Source organism: Algicella marina (genome assembly GCF_009931615.1).
Taxonomy (GTDB): Bacteria; Pseudomonadota; Alphaproteobacteria; order Rhodobacterales; family Rhodobacteraceae; genus Algicella; species Algicella marina.
The window spans coordinates 3,381,936-3,399,510 of record NZ_CP046620.1 but is presented as its reverse complement, the minus strand read 5'-3'; the positions used below and the strand labels follow the sequence as shown (position 1 = coordinate 3,399,510).

Below are 17,575 nucleotides of genomic sequence, written 5' to 3'. Positions count from 1 at the left end.
ATGTGGCCCGCATTGTTCAGATTGCGGCAACTATCGCAACGTCAGCGTCGAATCGCCGACGCAAGTAGCAGCCTAATTGCCACCAACCCTCAGTGACAGTGATACAGCTTGCTCCCAGCGTGGCAGCATTGCCCGGCCGGCGAATCTTTGCGGCAACCGCCCCCATGGGCAACGATTTCTGAACCGGGCAACTGCGAAGCGGAATTCATCGCCGTCGTCGGCGCCGGTGCGGTCCCGACCAGGGCGAACACGGCAATGCCAAAGGTGAGGTGCAACATGGTTAATCTCTCCTAAAAAAGGTTTATATTTTGTTAGGAAAGATTAACGACGCATTCCGGCCAAATGACGGCGCGGTGCGAGAGGCGAAGTTGTTCAACCTTCGTCGTTTTTGCCGCCATGGTTTGAAATACGTTCCCTCAATCCACCAAGCAGCCGATACGCATAGTATAGGCAAGCCGCGCCTTCCGAGGTGAACTGGGCATCCTGGTAACCCACCGCGACCGAATCCGGGTCTCCGAAAACCTTTGGCGTCATGAACTTCGGATAAGGAAACACTTCAATTGGTTCGGGCGTGTTCATCTGTTTGCGCTTGCGGGCCAGTTTCAGCCGCGCATCGTTCATCCGCTCCACCAGTGCCTGTCTGCCGATGTTGACGAAACCGGCAAAGAAAAGCTGGGGTTTGCCGCCGCGTATCATCTCTCGGCACAGCGCCATTGGAATGAGCGGGCTGCCCACGATTCTCTCGCTGAAGTCCTCCGGATACAGGCCGATTTCCTCCTCCAACTCATTCCAGAGGTCATCAAGAATGTAATCCTCGAAAGTCTCCGGCGTCCTGTCATCCGGCAAGGGCCATTCCGCCGCGCCGCTGGCGCTGCAATGCCACTCCGCATAATTGAAGACCGCCGTATCGCGGGTACGCGGCACCCAGAAAGGCGCCCAGTGGCCATGCCCCTTGGCATCCGTATCCCAGAAGAACACGAGAATCGCCACGCCAAGCGAATTGACCAGTCTCCTGTCATCCAGGCCCGGCAACCTGCCGCCGAATTCGTCAATGAGAAGCTCCCGAAGCGATGCCCCCAGCTTGCCATCACCGGCATAGTCCAGCACCAGATTCGACTGCACCTGCTGCGAGTACGCAGCCTGCTGGATCTGCAACACGATGTTCGATGGCTCGCCGTGCCACCCCGACAACCGGACAGTCCGGCTGTCGCGTGTCATGCGCTTCACCTCCTGCATTCTTTGCAGGGCTTCCTTCTGGAGCGCACGGGTATTGGGTGACGCAAACCTCTCGAGCGCAAAGGCCTCGGCCTTCGGCTCGATCTTGATACTGACACTACCTTTCTCCAGCCACGGCTTCACGAAGTCGACAACCTCCACGTATGGAAGCCCCGGATGGATCGGCCTTTCCGCATGGTATTGCGAGAGGATCGAAACCGGATCCTGATTAAGAAACCGGTCCTTCGACTTGTCGCCGGACAGGACAAGTTGCACCTCTCCCCGCTCATACAGCAAGTGTTCCGAAATCTTCAGAAACCAGTCCAGACCAGTGCCGTGAACGCCCGCCTTCTCGGACAGTTTTTCCTTCGCGACGTTCCCTAGAAGCTCCAGAAAAGCCTGCGAAAAATTGAACGCCATTATCCGCCCCCCCTTGCTGACCGACCCCGTTCCAGCCGCCCACAGGCCCACCGCGCCGCATCCGCAACCACCGCATCCGAATCGTCGCACAGCGCTGCAACGCTAGGGCGCAGGGCTGCGTCGCCGGAATTGCCGATGGCGTAGCAGACATTGCGCACGAATCGCCCTCGCCCGATCCGCTTGATCGGCGATCCGGCGAATACCTGCCGGAAGCCGGCATCGTCCAGCGCCGCCAATTCCGCCAGCTTAGGCGCCGCCAGTTCCGCCCGCGCCCAGTAGCCCGCCTCGTGCGCCGTGACGGCGAACTTGTTCCAGGGACAGATGGCAAGGCAGTCGTCGCAGCCGTAGATCCGGTTGCCCATCAGCGGCCGCAGATCCTCTGCAACCGGCCCCTTGTGCTCGATCGTCAGGTAGGAGATGCAGCGCCGGGCATCGAGCTGGTAGGGCGCTGGAAAAGCATCTGTCGGGCAGATGTCGAGGCAGGCACGGCATGTGCCGCAACGCTCCTCTCCTGGCGCATCCACCGGCAATTCCACCGTCGTGAAGATCGCGCCGAGAAAGAACCAGTTGCCAAGCTCCCGTGACAACAGGTTCGTGTGCTTGCCCTGCCACCCCAGCCCCGCAGCCGCCGCCAGCGGCTTTTCCATCACCGGGGCGGTATCGACGAACACCTTGATCTCGCAGCCCGCTTCATCCACCAGCCAGCGACCCAGCCGTTTCAGCCGCTTCTTCACGATGTCATGGTAATCGCGGTTGCGGGCATAGACGGAAATATTGCCCCTGTCCCGTTCCTCCAGCAGTGCCAGCGGGTCCACGTCCGGCGTGTAGGGTTCGGCCAGCATCACCACGCTCCGCGCCTCAGGCCAGAGCGCGGCAGCGCTGCCCCGCCACTCCGTCCGCTCCGCCAGCCAACCCATATCGCCGTTGTAGCCGGCAGCAAGAAAGGCGGACAGCCGCTCCGCCGTTTCGGGAACGGCATCCGGGCGACAGACACCCATCTTCGCGAAGCCGACCTTGCGGGCCTCCTGAAACAGGGCGGTCTTCAGATCGCTTCCGCCAGTCAAACCTCTCGCACCTTTCCATTACGGTAACCCAAGGGGGTTGCCCAGCGACCATCGCTCAGTCTATAGGAACGCGCAAATCCGAATATGTCTGGCAACGACTTACGCTGACCCCTGATCAAGGAAAGGCCGGAGCTTTCAAGATGCCCACACTGCTGCAGGAAGATTTCGAAGACGCAACGCTTACGTTTTCGGCCAGCGCGCCAGATGATCTGACGGACGCGGCCGCGCGGAACTATTACGGCATCGTCACGGAGGGAGACCTGCCGGCCGATATTTCCTATGGCGGCGTGCAGGGCACGCGCTACTATTCGGTGCATGATACGGACAATGCCACCAACCCGGTGGATTCCATCACCCTCACCTTCGATACGATCGACATTACCAATTTCGAGAACCTCACCGTCAGCGGCCTGTTCGCAGAGGACGACGCAACCAACGGAGACGAGGACTGGGATATGACGAGCTCCGTGCGGATCGAGGTTTCCATCGACGGCGGGCCTTACGTTCCGGTGCTGGCCTTCGAGAGCGCGGACGGCGGGGGCGGTGACTTCACGAACGAGGAAGCCCGGCAGGACACGAACTTCGACGGGATCGGTGACGGCCCGGCGCTGACATCCACCTTCACCGGGTTTTCCGGCGCGATTTCCGGTACCGGTTCGACGCTCGACATGCGGATCGTCATCGAGGACCTCAACGCCGCGGACGAGGATGTCGCCTTTGACGATATCACCGTCTCGGGTGATGCCGTCTGCTTCACGCCCGGCACGATGATCGAAACGCCGACGGGGCCGCGCCTCATCGAGGATCTGATGCCCGGCGATCTGGTGATGACGCGCGACAGTGGAGCGAAGCCGCTGTGTTGGATCGGACGCCGTACGCTTTGCCGCGAAAGGCTTGCGGAGAACCCGCGCCTTCGGCCCGTGCTCATCCGCAAAGGCGCGCTTTCGGACGGACTCCCGCTGAGGGACATGCGCGTCTCCCGCCATCACGGGATGCTGGTGTATGGCTGGCGCGCCAAGGCACTGTTCGGCCTGCCCGAAGCCCTTGTCGCCGCGGTCGATCTCATCAACGAGACGACAGTCGTGGTAGATCACGAGATTGCGCAGGTCGAGTACATCCATCTTCTGTTCGACAGCCATGAGATTGTCATGGCAGAGGGGGCATGGTCCGAGAGCTACCAGCCGCTTGCCCGCGATCTGACCTTCTTCGATGCGCGTCAGGAACGCGAGATACTCGCCCTTTTCCCCGAGCTTGCGGCCGGCGAGCCGCGTGCCTTCGCACCGGCCCGGCCGCATCTTGGCAAGATGGAAGCAAAAGAGCTCGCCTGAGCCAGCAGCCCCGTCGCCGCTCAGAAGTCGAGATCCGCGTAATGGGCGGGCGGGGTGAAGCCCGGCATCAGGTCCGCAAGGATGGAGCGGAAGGCGGGGCGCGACTTGATTTTGGCGTACCAGTCCTTCATCGCCTCGTTCCGTGCCCAGTCGACATCGCCGATATAGTCGAGGCTGGAGAGTTGGGCCGCAGCGGCGAAATCAGCGATCGTCAGTTCGTCACCGGCCAGCCACCGCCGCCCCTCCATCAGCCAACCGATGTAATCGAGGTGATACTTGATGTTCTTGGCGCCCGCCTTGATCTTGGCGCTCTCCGGGTATCCTGTCTTCATCAGTCGTTTGTACACGCGCTCGTACAGAAGGTTTACCGTCACCTCATGATGGAACTTGTCATCGAACCAAGCCACCAGCCGGCGCACTTCCGCCCTTTCCGGCGCACCGCGCGGCATCAGTTGCGGCGTCGGATGGGTTTCTTCCAGATATTCGCAGATCGCCGCGCTGTCGGACAGGATCAAGCCGTCGATCCGCAGCATCGGCACCTTACCCGCCGGGTTCAGACGCAGGAAATCCATCCGCCGCTCCCAGAACTTCTCCTCCACAAGCTCCACCTCTACCTTCTTCTCGGCGAGGATCAGCCGCACCTTGCGGCAAAACGGGGAGAGGGGCTGATGATACAGGCGACGCATAAGGGCTCCGGTAGCTTTTCCACCCTTCTGAAGCAAGCCGCATCCGCAATCAAGAACCCCTGCAACCGGCAGCCGGACACGCACGCCGAAGGCGGCGGAAGGCCGCCGGGGCGCCCGAAGTATTCACAGCGAAAGCACCCGCAGATTTGATAATTCTCACAGTTATTCAAAGTCCGCTACTTGACTCGAATCGCCCGTTCCCGCCTCCTTGTAGCGTGCCGTCTGGCATCGAATTGGGGGCAATTTGTAGAACATCGCCGTTTACTATTATCGCGTATTTATACGCATTTGAAAGGTACGCCTTGATTTTACGTTGATTGGCCATTCAGCCAAAACTCCCACAAGCACAATTCAGCACGGCCGGTTCAATACTTGGCCATTTCTTCTGATGCGTCCAGCGAGGGAGCTCAATCATGGCTGTCAACGTCTCCTATCCCGGAGTGTATATTCAGGAGGTTCCAAGCGGCTCCCGCGCGATCGCGGGCGTGCCCACCTCCATTGCCGCCTTCGTCGGCTACACCGCCCGCGGCCCTGTGGACGAGGCGGTGCAAATCTTCAGTTACGCCGATTTCGAACGCCGTTTCGGCGGCCTGCACCGTGACAGCGACCTGTCCTATGCCGTAAGTCACTTCTTCCTGAATGGCGGCGGCACCTGCTGGATCGTGCGCATCGCCGAGAACGCCGCCGCCGCCTCCGTGGATTTGCAGACATCCGCGGGCGCTACCACGCTGACAGCCACCGCCTCATCTGAGGGTGCGTGGGGCAACGCCCTCCGCATCACCGTCGATTACGGTACGTCCGATCCGCTCAACACCTTCAACCTGACAGTGGCGGAGGTGGCGGACCAGAATGGCCGCCTCGTCACCCTCCGGTCGGAAACGCACCGCAACCTGTCGATGAACGATCAGTCCGCAACCTATGCCGTCACCGCCGTCAACGCCGCCTCAGACCTGATCGAACTGGCAGACGCCAACCTCGCCGGAGCAGTTGCTGGCACCTCAGAGAGCGGCGAGATCCTCCCGGCCACCATTGCCGGCCTCACCGATGACAACCGTCAGCTTGCGGTTTCTGTCGATGGCAGCGTCTTCCATCAGATCACTCTCTTTGATCCCGGCGACAATACGATGGCGACGCTGCAAAACCTCGCGGACCGGATCGAGACGCAAATCAACCAGCTTGACGGCATCAGCGGTGTCGATGTCTCGCCCGGCGGGCCCGGCATCGTCGCCACCTCCGGCACCACCGGCCGGAATTCTTCCATCATATTCCGCAACTCAGCCATCCAGAACGCCGCGCAGGTGCTCAATCTCGGTATCGCCAACGGCGGGCGCGAGGTCGCAGGCGCATCCTTTACCCGCCCCGCAAAACAAGGGATCACCGGTGGCCGCGTCGCCGATTTCTCCGCCATCAACGCCGGCGACACGGTGGAGATCGACCTGGTGAACCTCACGGATCTCTCCACCGCCATCACCAGCGTCTCGATCGCCTTCGCCGCCACGCCGACGACACTGGAAGAGGCGGCGACCGTCATCGCCGCGGCGCTCGCGGCTGAAACCAACCCGGCCTTCCGCGACGCAACCGTCTTCGCCGCGGACGGGGCAATCCACATCCTGTCCGGCAGCAGCGATCCGCTGCTCGGCCTGTCGCTACCCAACGGTGGTGCCGGTGCGGCGGGTGACGCACTGCTGCTCGCCGACACCGATGCCATCTACAACGTCGGGGCCTACCAGCCCGGCATCGGTCAGACGGCAGGGGCACAGGTCTCGGGCACCAGCGGCTCTGACGGGATGCCGCCTGCCGGAACCGCCCAGATCACCGGTGACCGAGAGCTGAAGACCGGCATTTTCGCGTTGGAGGATGCCAGCATCTTCAACATCCTCTGCCTTCCAGGAACCCCGGCCACCGGCCCTAACACCGGAGCACTTGCCGCGGCGATGGCATATGCCGAGGAACGCCGCGCGATGATGATCGTCGACATCGACCCCAACGTCGATACGCTTGACGACGCCCGCTCGTGGATCACCGACGACGCCGGACCCTTCTCCGGCACCAATACCGCCGCCTATTTCCCGCGCATCCTTCTCGGCGATCCGCTGCAGCAAAACCGCCTGCGATCCTTTCCGAATTCGGGCCTCATTGCCGGTCTCTGGGCGCGAACGGACAACCAGCGCGGCATCTGGAAGGCCCCGGCCGGTATCGAGGCCGGCCTGCGCGGCGTCCGCGAACTTGACTACACGCTCAGCGATCCGGAAAACGGTGTGCTCAACCCGCTCGGGCTCAACTGCCTGCGCACCTTTCCCGTCTACGGCACCGTGGCATGGGGCGGGCGAACTCTTTTCGGCGCAGATGCCCGCGCGAGCGAGTGGAAATACATCCCCGTCCGCCGTACCGCGCTCTATATCGAGGAAAGCCTCTACCGCGGCACCCAGTTCGCCGTTTTTGAGCCGAATGACGAGCCGCTCTGGTCCCAGATCCGGCTCTCGGTCGGCTCCTTCATGAACAACCTCTTTCGTCAGGGAGCCTTCCAGGGCGCTTCCCCGCAGGAGGCGTATTTCGTCCGCTGCGACAGCAGCACCACGACACAGGCCGATATCGACCTCGGCATCGTCAACATTCTCGTCGGCTTCGCCCCGCTGAAACCGGCGGAATTCGTCATCATCTCGCTCCAGCAGATCGCCGGGCAAGGCCAGTAAGCGCAAAGGAACAGGCACATGGCTCAATTCAGCGTAAACCCGCAGCGCTTCGACCCCTACAAGAACTTCAAGTTCCGCGTCCGCTGGGATGGCCGCTTCGTCGCCGGTATCTCCAAGGTCGGCGCGCTCAAGCGCAGCACCGAGGTGGTGGAGCATCGCGTCGGTGGCGACAGTTCCACGGGCCGCAAATCCCCCGGACGCACCAAGTTCGAGGCGATCATGCTTGAACGTGGCGTGACTCACGACGAGGAATTCGAACGCTGGGCCAACCTCGTCTGGAACGTCCAGGGCGGTCTGGGGGCCGAGGTCAGCCTCGCCGACTTCCGCAAAGACATCATCATCGAAATGTACAACGAGGCAGGCCAGCTCGCCATCGCCTACCAGGTGTTCCGTTGCTGGGTTTCCGAATTTCAGGCGCTGCCGGAGCTCGACAGCAACGCCAACGCCGTCGCCATCCAGTCGATCAAGCTGGAGAACGAAGGTTGGATCCGTGACGCCGAGGTACAGGAACCAACGGAACCTTCCTTCGCCTGACGTCTGAAAGCACGCCATGACCACGCAACTCACATCCTCCGGCATCCTCACCGCATGGGAAGCCGGTGCGGGCCGCCGCCCGCTGGACAGGGCGATTGTCCTGCTCTGGGCCGCGGGTCAGCACGACCCGGCCGACCTGCCGTTGGCAGAGCGGGACCGCGCGCTCCTGCGCTTGCGAGCCGCCACCTTCGGCCCCGTCCTCGCCGCCCGCGCCACCTGCCCGAACTGCAGGGAGGAGCTGGAAATGGAGTTCACCGCCAAGGCCCTCGCCCGTACCCTGCCGGAGGCGCAGGCGTCGGTGCTGGATCTGGACGGTGAAGACATCCCCCTCCGCCCCCTCTCCAGCCGCGACCTCGCCATCGCCATGGGCGGTGCCGACCTGCGGGCCACCCTCCGCAACCGCCTGACGGGCCGCGAGAACCTGCCTGCATCCGCTTTGCCGATCATCGATTCCGAGATCGAGGCCCGCGCCGCAGACGCCGAACTGAACGCCGAACTCATCTGCGCTACCTGCGAAACCAAATGGCAGGAAGCGCTGGACGTGCCTGCCCTCCTCTGGGCCGAAGTGGAAGCCCGCGCCCTGCGCCTGCTCGGCGAAGTCGCGGAGATCGCCGCGGCCCTCGGCTGGTCGGAGCACGAAATCCTCAACCTGTCGGAGCCGCGCCGTGCCGCCTATCTCAGCCTCGCGAGGATGCAATGAGCGTTCTGTCCCGCCTTGCCGCCCGCGCCGCCGGCTCTGCCCAGCCCGGCCTGCGTCCGCGCCTGCCAGGCCGGTTCGAGGGCGGGCAGGCGGTGCCTGATCAGGGCCACGACGCTGGCCCGGAAACCGCCGCGTCCGTGCCGCCCGCCAATGCCCGGTCACCGGCCGCCAATCCGACCCAAACCGAACACCCGGCTCCACCCGCGCCACCCATGCGGCAGGATACCGGCAGCGAGGCCCCGCCGCAGGCGGCGCTCCCGCCTGCGCAGCACCCCGCCGGGAGGAGCACCCCTCCCGCTTCCCCGGCGGCCGTACCCGCTGCAGCGCCCCATCCAGCAAAGGCCACGCTCCACCCCCAGGCTACCCCTGTGCCCCCGGAACGGACGGCGGTCAGCGATCAGCCACAATCGCCGCTGCCGCCTGAATTCAAACCGTCCATTCTCCTCCCACCTGCCGCGCACCCGCCACGCCCGCCAGACGCGCTGCTCGCCCCTGAAACCGCCACCATCACCGAACGCCTGTCCGAGGCGCTGACCGCCTCGCCCCGCGCCGCCTCACCGCGCCCGCCAGCGGCGCGCACCTCGGCCACAGACACGCCCGACACCACTCCGTCCGAAATCTCCATCCACATCGGCCGTATCGACCTGCGCACCGCGGCTCCCAAAACCACGACCCGCAAACCGCGCGCGGAACGCACGCCTCCAGCTTCGTTGTCGGACTATCTGAAGGGCAAGGCGTCATGAGCAATGTCCTCGCCATCGCCGCCGTCACCCAACTGCTCAAGGACAAGCTGAACGATGCACTGATCAACGGCGAGGCCAGTCAGGCCATGGGTGCCGATTTCACTGTCACCGCCCTGCCGCCAAACCGCGTCGTGGCAGAAAATGTTGCCGACCAACCGACGCAACTGAATCTTTTCCTCTACCGTGTCTCGCCAAATGCAGCGCTTCGCAATTCGGACCTGCCGACGCGCAACAAGGCCGGCGAACTCACCTGTCGCCCCCGCCTCGCCCTTGACCTGCACTACATCCTCACTGCGGTTTCGGGCGAGGAACTGCACGCCGAAATCCTGCTCGGATACGCGATGCAACTCTTCCACGAAACCGCGATGCTCCCGCGGGAGGCGATCCGCAACGCCCTCGAACTGGCAATGATCGACGAGATCCTGCCAGAGGAATTCGACCCGATCCGCGCCTCGGAAATCGCCGATCAGGTGGAAATGCTGAAGATCACGCCGCGCACCCTGTCGATGGACGACATGTCGAAACTCTGGACAGCGTTTCAGGCCAGCTATCGCACCACCGTCGCCTATGATGTCTCACTCGTACTGATAGAGCGTGAACTGCCGACCCGTGCCACCTTGCCGGTGCTCTCGCGCGGTGGGCTGCGCGATCCCGTGACCGGGCGCGATCCCGGCGTCAGCCTGCGGCCGGATCTCTTCCCATCCGTGCCGACCCTCTCCCGCGTGCTGTCCGCTGACGACCATCCTGTCATCCGCCTAGGGGGCGCAGTAAGTCTCGAGGGCTTTGCCCTCGACGGCGCCGAAGTTACTGTCCGCTTCCGCGAGCCGGGCACGCAGACACGGCTCGAACTCCCCCCCCGTGCCCCCGTCGCCGGTAGTAGGCTCAGTGTCGACCTGCCACCCGCCGCCCCGCTTGCCCCCGGCTCCAGCCTTGCCGGCACGGCCAACGACCCTGCAAGCTGGCGCATCGGCTCCTATCTGGTGGATGTCTCCGTGCGCAGTACCGACGGTCGCGTCAGCACCTCCAACGCCCTGCCCATCGCCCTCGCCCCACGCAGCGCAGCCAGCGTCACCCCCGCCGGGGAAGATATGACCCTCACCCTCACCAGCGCCCCGCCGATCCGCGCCGGGCAGGCAGTGGAAATCCTGGCGGGCCAGGCCTCCCGCCCCGTCACATCGCCCACCACGGCGGTCTCGGAAGCCAGCGCCACCTTCTCCGGCCTGCCCGCCGGGCCGCTGCCGGTGAGGCTCCGGGTCGACGGCATCGACAGCCCGGTCATCGACCGCACCACCTCCCCGCCCAGCCTTGAGACGGTGCTGATCCCATGACCCTGACTCAACCTCCCGGCCCGGAAATGACGCTCGCCCTGCTCCGCGAAGGGCTGGAGGATGCGCTGGAGCAGACACGCAGTCGCCTTCGCGCCCTTGCCGCCGGCCAGACGCCGCCGCCCTTCGCCGTTCCCGACAGCAGCGTTCTGCCGCGTCTCGCCGCCATCTTCCACCTGAACGAACCGGAACTCGAGCTTCTCACCCTCTCCGCCGCGGCTGAACTCGACCCGGCCACCGGCGAGGCCATCCACGCCGTCAATGGCACCGGCCTCTGCGACACCGCCCTCGCCCAGCGCCTGCTCGGCCCCGCCATCTGGGATGCACTCGTACCCGAAGCCCCCCTGCGCCGCTGGCGCCTGCTGGAACTCACCGGCAATGGCCCGCTATACCAGCAAACCCTTTGCACGGATGAACGCATTCTCCACACCCTGCTCGGAAACACCTACGCCGATGCCCGCCTCACCGCCGTCGTCCGAACCCTCTGGCAGGAGGCGGACCTGACCAGTCGCGAACGCACCCTTGCGGGGCAGATCACCGAAGCGTGGTCAACGCCGCTGGATCGCCTGCCCGTCATCCTCCTCTCCGGCACCGATGCCGCCGCCAAACGCAACACTGCCGCCGCAGCCGCCCAGACCATGGGCCTGAGCCTCTTTCGCATTCGCGCCGAGGATCTGCCGACGGCGCGGGCGGAAAGGCATGCCCTTGCCGTGCTGCTCGACCGCGAACTCGCCCTCTCCGGCTCCGCGCTGCTGTTCGAGGGCACGGACGAGGGGTTTGCCGATACCATCACCGGTCCCACCATCGTCTCCGCGGAGGACCCGGCCCTGCCGGAACGCGCCCCGATCCTCCGCCTTGACCTGCCGGAGGCCAGCCGCGCAGAACGCCGCACCCTCTGGCACACGGCCCTCGGGCACAGGGCCGACATCCTCGGCCCGGCACTGGACCGCATTTCGTCGCAATTTGCGCTTGCACCCTCAGCCATCCGCGCCGCCACCGCCACGCTGGATCGGGCGACGCTGCCAGAGGCCCTCGCCCCCGAACTCTGGCAGGCAGCCCGGCTGCAGGGCCGCCGCGCCCTCGATGGCCTCGCCGACCGCATCGACAGCAACGCCAGATGGGTGGATCTCGTCTTGCCGCAGGATCAGCTTGCACTGCTGCACGATCTCACCGGCCACATGCGCGACGCCTGGGTCGTCAACGAGAGCTGGGGCTGGCGCGGTAAAAGCCCGCGCGGCCTTGGCGCCGCCGCCCTGTTCGCCGGCCCTTCCGGCACTGGCAAGACATTGGCCGCAGAGGTGCTGGCCGGCGAATTGCAGCTCGATCTCTACCGGATCGATCTCTCGCAGATCGTCTCCAAATACATCGGCGAGACGGAGAAGAACCTCGCCCGCATCTTCACTGCCGCCGAGCACAGCGGTGCCATCCTGCTGTTCGACGAGGCCGATGCGCTGTTCGGCAAACGCTCCGAAGTGAAGGACAGCCACGACCGCTATGCCAATGTCGAGGTCAGCTACCTGTTGCAACGGATGGAGGCCTATTCGGGCCTAGCTATCCTGACAACGAACCAGAAGGGCGCTGTCGATACTGCCTTTCTCCGCCGGCTGCGGTACGTCCTTACATTTCCTTTTCCCGATACAGCAGCGCGCGCCGAAATCTGGCGCCGCATCTTTCCGGAAAACACGCCCACCGAAGGCCTTTCGCCACCGTCACTCGCCCGCCTCTCCGTCGCCGGTGGCTCGATCCGCTCAATCGCGCTCAACGCCGCCTATCTCGCCGCACAGGCACCTGAACCGGTGACCATGGGCCATATCCGCCGTGCCGCCCGACGGGAGTACACCAAACTGGAAAAGCCGTTCACCAATGCGGAAATGGAGGCATTCAGATGAAAATTCGCGTCCATATTGGTGAAATCGTCTCCGACTCGCCGGGCCTCTCCCGCCGGGAAATTGCCGCCGCGCTGGAGGCGGAAATTGGCGCGCATGTCGCGACCCACGGCCTGCAAGCCCTTGGTGGCGCCGGCACCCGTGCCCACGCGGTGGCGGAAGTCCCCTCCGGCAGGCAAAATCTGTCATCGCGCGTCGCTGCGGCAACAGTCAAGGCGGTGCAGGGATGAGAGTTCAGGCAAAACGCCACGCCACACCTCCCCCTGTCCGCCTTGGTCAACTCGGTGATGTACAGGAGCGGGAGGCCGATCAGACGGCAGCCCGGATCATGCGCGGCGGTCTCGCCGCTCCGATCTTGGCGGCAACTTCGCCGACGGTCAGTCCCTCGGCTGTCGGGCCCGGTCCCGCCGCGGCGGCACCGGTCGCCCGCGCCGCACGGGCGATACGCACAGGCGGCCAGCCGCTGACAGCCCCGGACCGCGCCTTCCTGGAGCCCGCTTTCGGTCGTAATCTCTCGGCCGTCCGTATCCACACCGGCGCCACTGCCGCCGGTGCCGCGCAGGCCATCGGCGCCACCGCTTACGCACACCGCAACCACATCGCCTTCGCACCTGGCCAGTACCGCCCCGGCACGCCCGCGGGCCGGCACCTCCTTGCACACGAGATCACCCATACACTCCAGCAGGGAAGCGCCGGCACCATCCGACGTACCTGTCCTTCGGACGCGAATAGGATCCCGGAGGGCGACATGGATGATTTTGAAACCATGGTGGACGAGATTCACGCCCACGGGAATTACAGCAAGCGGCTCGCCGAGGTCGCCAAAAAATTCCCGAAAGACCCGATTGCGCAGGAAGGGAAGGAGGCCGCCGACCAGATCATCGACGGTGCCCGCGCCAGCGCCTGCCCCATGTACTACATCACGGAACTCAAGGCCCTGTTCGACACCGTTCCGGCCAACCGCAAGCAAACCGCAAAGAACGAACGTGCGGCAATGACGCAACGCGCAGGGAATGAAACCCTTCGAATCTTTACGGCATGGGATCCTATTGCCTTCGGCCTCTCGCAGATGGAGGAGGCCGTCGCACATCCGACGGAACACAAGGGCTGGCGCAAGGCAACGGGGAATCAGGGCAAGACCTTCCTGATAGACGACAGCGATCCCACAAACATTCTGGTGTACATGAAAGTCCGCGTGACCGTGGGCGCCAACGGCCAGCCGCTGGACGTGGAGAACGTCAAGGCGCTGGAAGATGCCATCGAGAAGGAATCCGCCCAGCCCGGCTACATGGTGAATATCGAGTTCGTCGATACGCCCGGGGATGATGTCTTCGAGGTGCAGACCGACCCGGAGGACTGGCCACATTCGACCAATTGGGTGAAGGGTGCCGGTACACTCTCGCACGAGGCGCATCACCTTCTCGGTCTCGAGGACCGCTACGACTACATCGAGAGCCACGCCACCAACGAGAACATGCGGATCGACCGCCGGCTCCATGTGTTCCGCCGCCAGATGGTGCGAGCCCCGGACGCGCTGAAACAGCACTCCAAGATGGAACGAAGCCGCTCCGACCGCCGCTTCAACGAGCAGGACCTCTGCGCCCTCGGCGGCACCAGTGCAGATTACCGTGGTTGCCTCGTCGCCCGGTTCGGCATGCGCCCTGCCATGGAGATCCGGGGCATCGGTCGCAGCCTCATGCACCCCTACGACCCGCGCAACGCCGCGCTGCTCGAAGTGCTGCGCGAAGCATGGGACAGCCGCCCTGCCAAGGAACGGGAGGCAGGTTGCCAGACGGGCGATCCACTCTGCGGCATAGCCCCGGAAAGCGCGTTCGGTGACCCCAACATCATCGGAAACCATGCCGACGATCACGGTTTACCCGAACCACATGATCCGCCATCGCCTGATCAGATGAAACGCAAGGCGAGGAAATCGCCATGAGCCACGCCGCTCTCGCTACCGAGGCTCCGGCCACAGCGACGCTCCAGCGGGCCTGCGAGTGCGGCGGTTCATGCGCCAGTTGCCGCGAGGACGATGCGCTTCAGCCCAAGCTGACAATCGGTGCTCCGGGCGATGCCTATGAGCAGGAGGCCGACCGCATTGCTGACCGCATCGTCGCCAGCCCCCTGCCAGCCAACCCGGCCCCCATCACCGCCACTCCGCTTGTCCAACGGCAGGAGGAACCGATGCAGCGACAAGAGGAGGACGAAGAGTTGATGATGCAGGCGAAGGACGGGAGCCTGCAACGGATGGAGGACGAGGAAGAGTCCCTTCAGACGAAACCGGAAGTAATTCAGCGGATTGATGAGGGTCAGGAAGAGGAGTTGATGCAGGCCAAGGCCGTCACCGGCCCGTCACCGGCCGGCGGCGCATCCCCACGTCCCGGGCGATCACCCAGCGGCAATGCAATCTCCCGCGCCGGCGCCGCCGTCGCCCGTGGCGGCCGCCCCCTCTCACCCTCTGAGCGCGCCTATTTCGAACCCCGCTTCGGCCACGACCTCTCCACCGTCCGCCTCCACGCCGACGCGACCGCTGGACAGGCCGCCCGCAGCATCGGCGCCCGCGCCTATACCCTGCGCAACCACATCGCCTTCGCGCCCGGCCAGCTCAGCCCGGAGACGACGGAGGGCAGAAGGCTGATGGCGCATGAGCTGACGCATACGCTGCAGCAGGGGGGTGGGGGACCTCTCAACGCAGATGGACAAACCACACTCAGGCGCCAGCCTGCCCTTCCTGTCTCGCGCATCGGCGACAGCTCGGCGAGGATCCAGCGCCAGTGTCCACCGGAGCGGATGCGGCGCGGCGCCGCAGCCGGATGCGGCGTTTGCATAGGAAGCGCCCCCTTCACCGGCACATTCGTGCACAGTCTGGTTCAGTACGCATTCTTCGGCAGATACCCAGATATGATCCCGCCGGGCGGTTCGATGGAATTTCCCGTACCTACGGTGCCAGAGGGTGAAACAGCGCCGTTCACGCCGAAAGTCGATCTGTCGCTCATCACCGAAGAATACGGAATGCGGGTCATCTACATCGGTGAACTGAAGCCATTCGATGATGCCGGCAGGCAACGACAAGCCGCTCTCGACAAGCTGGACGATTACGCCCGCGAACTGCGAGAGGGGGGCATGTTCGACGAGGTCCGCCTGCTGGAACGCGATCCGCCTCCGGAATTCCCGATGATTGAACCATTCTATCCACCGGGTTGCCCGCGCCAGCAGATTCACATCTGCCGCATACAGGCGGGGGTGTACCAGTATTTCTGCGCCCCTCCCTGGTCCCGACTGGTGCGTGATCCCCGGTGCCGCTGCACGCGCAGACTGGAAGACGAGGAGCGGCGCCGACGCGAAAGACGGACGGACGAAGACGATCGCGACGTCGAAGATCCGATCGACGGCCCGGTCGCCCCGCCAGTGGCGCCCCCAGTCGGAGAACGTCGGCCGATCGACGTGCCTGAAACCCCTGACGTGCCCGTACCCGTCCCGGCACCGCCCGAAACAGTTCCCGAAACACGGCCGGAGACACGCCCGGAACCGCGACCCCACGAGCCCGAAGGCCCGGAGGAGGAACCCGACGACAATGTAATTGAATTTCCTCGACCCGAACCCGTGGAGGTTCCCGTCGAACTTCCCATTGCTGCCATGGTCGCCACCGCAGGGGCGGTTCTATACAGCTTTGCGAAGCGCAACGCCGGCGGCCCGGCCCAGAAATATGCGCAGGCGGCAGCAATCGCGGTACTTGTTGTCTTTTATTCGGACAGGGTGCAGGCCAGCCCGGGCGGCGGATCGGATCCGCTGGAAGCTGTCTTCGACGCCATGACCCAGGACGGTATACCGGTGCCGGACGAACTTCGTGCCCGGCTGGAGGCCGATCCCGAACTTCGTGCCGCTCTCGAGCAAGCGGCCCGTTCCGGCGATCTCACCGATGCCCAACGCGCGATAAATCAGCAGATGATGGATGCCATCGCCGCCGATCCGGATGCTTTCTCGGACGAAGACCTGCGAATGCTGGCGACGGCCAGCGAAAGCACAAGCGCGGAGAGCGCAACCGGAACAGGCCCCGCGCCGACCGCCGAAACGCTTCGCCGGATGATCGACGCGCGTCGCGAGGGTCGCCCGATCACGGATGAATTGCCGCAGCCCGCCTCCCCTGGTGGCTCCGAAAGCCAAGGCGAAAGCGAGGATCCCGCGCCGCCGGCCACGGCGGAACAGGAACCCATCCCCGGCGTATCGGACGCTCTCCGTGAACGGCTATCCGCAAGTCCCGAGGCGGAGCGTCTCTTCCGTTCCATGATCGGCAATTCCGGCGAGGGTCCGGAGGTCAACGACGAAGCCGTCCGACGCTTCCTCGCCACGGTACCGAGTGATCTGACCCGCGAAGAGGCGAGCCAACTGATCGAACGGCTAGCCCCTGCGCGCGGTCGTTCGCTGGACGAGATCATGTCGTCCCTCGCCCGCGCTGTGGAGGGAATCCGGTCCGGAGCCGAGGCGGAAGGGGGAGGGGAAGCCGAGAGCGAAAGTGAAGGCGAGGGCAGTTCACCCGACGCGGAACTCGAAACGCCCCCAAATTCCACCAGCCACCCCGACACGGAAGAGGGCACGACCGAAGGTGGCGAAAGCACTACGGAACCGCCGGCCGTGGGCGGCGTCGAACAATCTCCGGAACCCGAGCAACCGACAAGGGCGGACCTCATTCGCCGGGTCCGTGAATTCATAGCATCGGAACCGGCTCTGAGTATAATAACCCCGCCCAGCGGTTTCGCCTATACGGACGGAGCGGACGGCACCGCCTTTGTCGCTTTGATGCACGAAGGGGACATGGTCGCCGGGGCTATCCATTTCACAGTAATCGGTGTCCCGACTCCGGAGAACACGGTCCGGCTCATCCTTGACCCCGCCGAGATGTTCGACGCGTCCGGCCGATCTCGCGGCACATTCCCGGACAGAAGAACCACCACCACGGCGAACCTTATAACGGAGTGAC

General features: G+C 64.4%; 14 protein-coding genes. 10 read left to right on the top strand and 4 right to left on the bottom strand.

Annotated elements, in window-relative coordinates; genetic code table 11:
* Positions 1 to 89: 89 nt before the first annotated feature.
* The 3 genes from GO499_RS19805 to queG all read right to left on the bottom strand — a co-directional run bounded on the left by GO499_RS19805 (position 90) and on the right by queG (position 2,633).
* Positions 90 to 278, bottom strand: coding sequence for a hypothetical protein (locus tag GO499_RS19805; protein ID WP_284154792.1), 189 nt, complete (start codon positions 276 to 278; stop codon positions 90 to 92).
* A 94-nt stretch (positions 279 to 372) separates the two neighbouring features.
* Entirely contained in the window at positions 373 to 1,635 is a 1,263-nt protein-coding gene (locus GO499_RS16640; protein WP_161863231.1) for a hypothetical protein, read from the bottom strand.
* A complete protein-coding gene (gene queG, locus GO499_RS16635) occupies positions 1,635 to 2,633 on the bottom strand; it encodes a tRNA epoxyqueuosine(34) reductase QueG (protein ID WP_161864036.1) in 999 nt (332 codons plus the stop codon). The genes GO499_RS16640 and queG overlap by 1 nt, the downstream gene beginning before the upstream one ends.
* 206 nt (positions 2,634 to 2,839) lie before the next feature.
* On the opposite strand from queG, the gene GO499_RS16630 reads away from it, so the two are divergent.
* Positions 2,840 to 4,027, top strand: coding sequence for a Hint domain-containing protein (locus tag GO499_RS16630; RefSeq protein WP_161863230.1), 1,188 nt, complete (start codon positions 2,840 to 2,842; stop codon positions 4,025 to 4,027).
* Positions 4,028 to 4,047: 20 nt separating this feature from the next.
* Here GO499_RS16630 and fzlA read toward each other — a convergent pair whose 3' ends face one another.
* Positions 4,048 to 4,713, bottom strand: a complete 666-nt coding sequence (gene fzlA / locus GO499_RS16625) for an FtsZ-binding protein FzlA (protein ID WP_161863229.1) — start codon at positions 4,711 to 4,713, stop codon at positions 4,048 to 4,050.
* 413 nt (positions 4,714 to 5,126) lie between these two features.
* Here fzlA and GO499_RS16620 point away from each other — a divergent pair, with 413 nt between their 5' ends.
* From GO499_RS16620 to GO499_RS16580, 9 genes are read left to right on the top strand one after another with little or no spacing between them, the layout of a single operon-like run.
* Positions 5,127 to 7,406 (top strand): phage tail sheath C-terminal domain-containing protein, encoded by a 2,280-nt coding sequence (locus tag GO499_RS16620; RefSeq protein WP_284154791.1) that lies wholly within the window; start codon positions 5,127 to 5,129, stop codon positions 7,404 to 7,406.
* A gap of 18 nt (positions 7,407 to 7,424) precedes the next feature.
* Positions 7,425 to 7,940, top strand: a complete 516-nt coding sequence (locus tag GO499_RS16615; RefSeq protein ID WP_161863228.1) for a phage tail protein — start codon at positions 7,425 to 7,427, stop codon at positions 7,938 to 7,940.
* A gap of 16 nt (positions 7,941 to 7,956) precedes the next feature.
* Positions 7,957 to 8,640, top strand: coding sequence for a hypothetical protein (locus GO499_RS16610; protein ID WP_161863227.1), 684 nt, complete (start codon positions 7,957 to 7,959; stop codon positions 8,638 to 8,640).
* On the top strand, positions 8,637 to 9,383 hold the full coding sequence (locus GO499_RS16605; protein WP_161863226.1) for a hypothetical protein: 747 nt from the start codon (positions 8,637 to 8,639) through the stop codon (positions 9,381 to 9,383). Before GO499_RS16610 ends, GO499_RS16605 begins: the two co-directional genes overlap by 4 nt.
* The gene (locus tag GO499_RS16600; protein WP_161863225.1) at positions 9,380 to 10,711 is read left to right on the top strand and encodes a Pvc16 family protein; all 1,332 of its coding nucleotides are present in this window, start codon (positions 9,380 to 9,382) and stop codon (positions 10,709 to 10,711) included. Before GO499_RS16605 ends, GO499_RS16600 begins: the two co-directional genes overlap by 4 nt.
* Positions 10,708 to 12,597, top strand: coding sequence for an ATP-binding protein (locus GO499_RS16595; protein WP_161863224.1), 1,890 nt, complete (start codon positions 10,708 to 10,710; stop codon positions 12,595 to 12,597). The genes GO499_RS16600 and GO499_RS16595 overlap by 4 nt, the downstream gene beginning before the upstream one ends.
* Positions 12,594 to 12,824 carry a hypothetical protein gene (locus tag GO499_RS16590; RefSeq protein WP_161863223.1) on the top strand — a complete coding sequence of 77 codons (231 nt, stop codon included), beginning with the start codon at positions 12,594 to 12,596 and terminating at the stop codon, positions 12,822 to 12,824. The genes GO499_RS16595 and GO499_RS16590 overlap by 4 nt, the downstream gene beginning before the upstream one ends.
* Entirely contained in the window at positions 12,821 to 14,536 is a 1,716-nt protein-coding gene (locus tag GO499_RS16585) for an eCIS core domain-containing protein (protein WP_161863222.1), read from the top strand. Before GO499_RS16590 ends, GO499_RS16585 begins: the two co-directional genes overlap by 4 nt.
* Positions 14,533 to 17,574, top strand: coding sequence for an eCIS core domain-containing protein (locus tag GO499_RS16580; RefSeq protein WP_161863221.1), 3,042 nt, complete (start codon positions 14,533 to 14,535; stop codon positions 17,572 to 17,574). The genes GO499_RS16585 and GO499_RS16580 overlap by 4 nt, the downstream gene beginning before the upstream one ends.
* The last annotated feature ends 1 nt before the right edge of the window (position 17,575 follow it).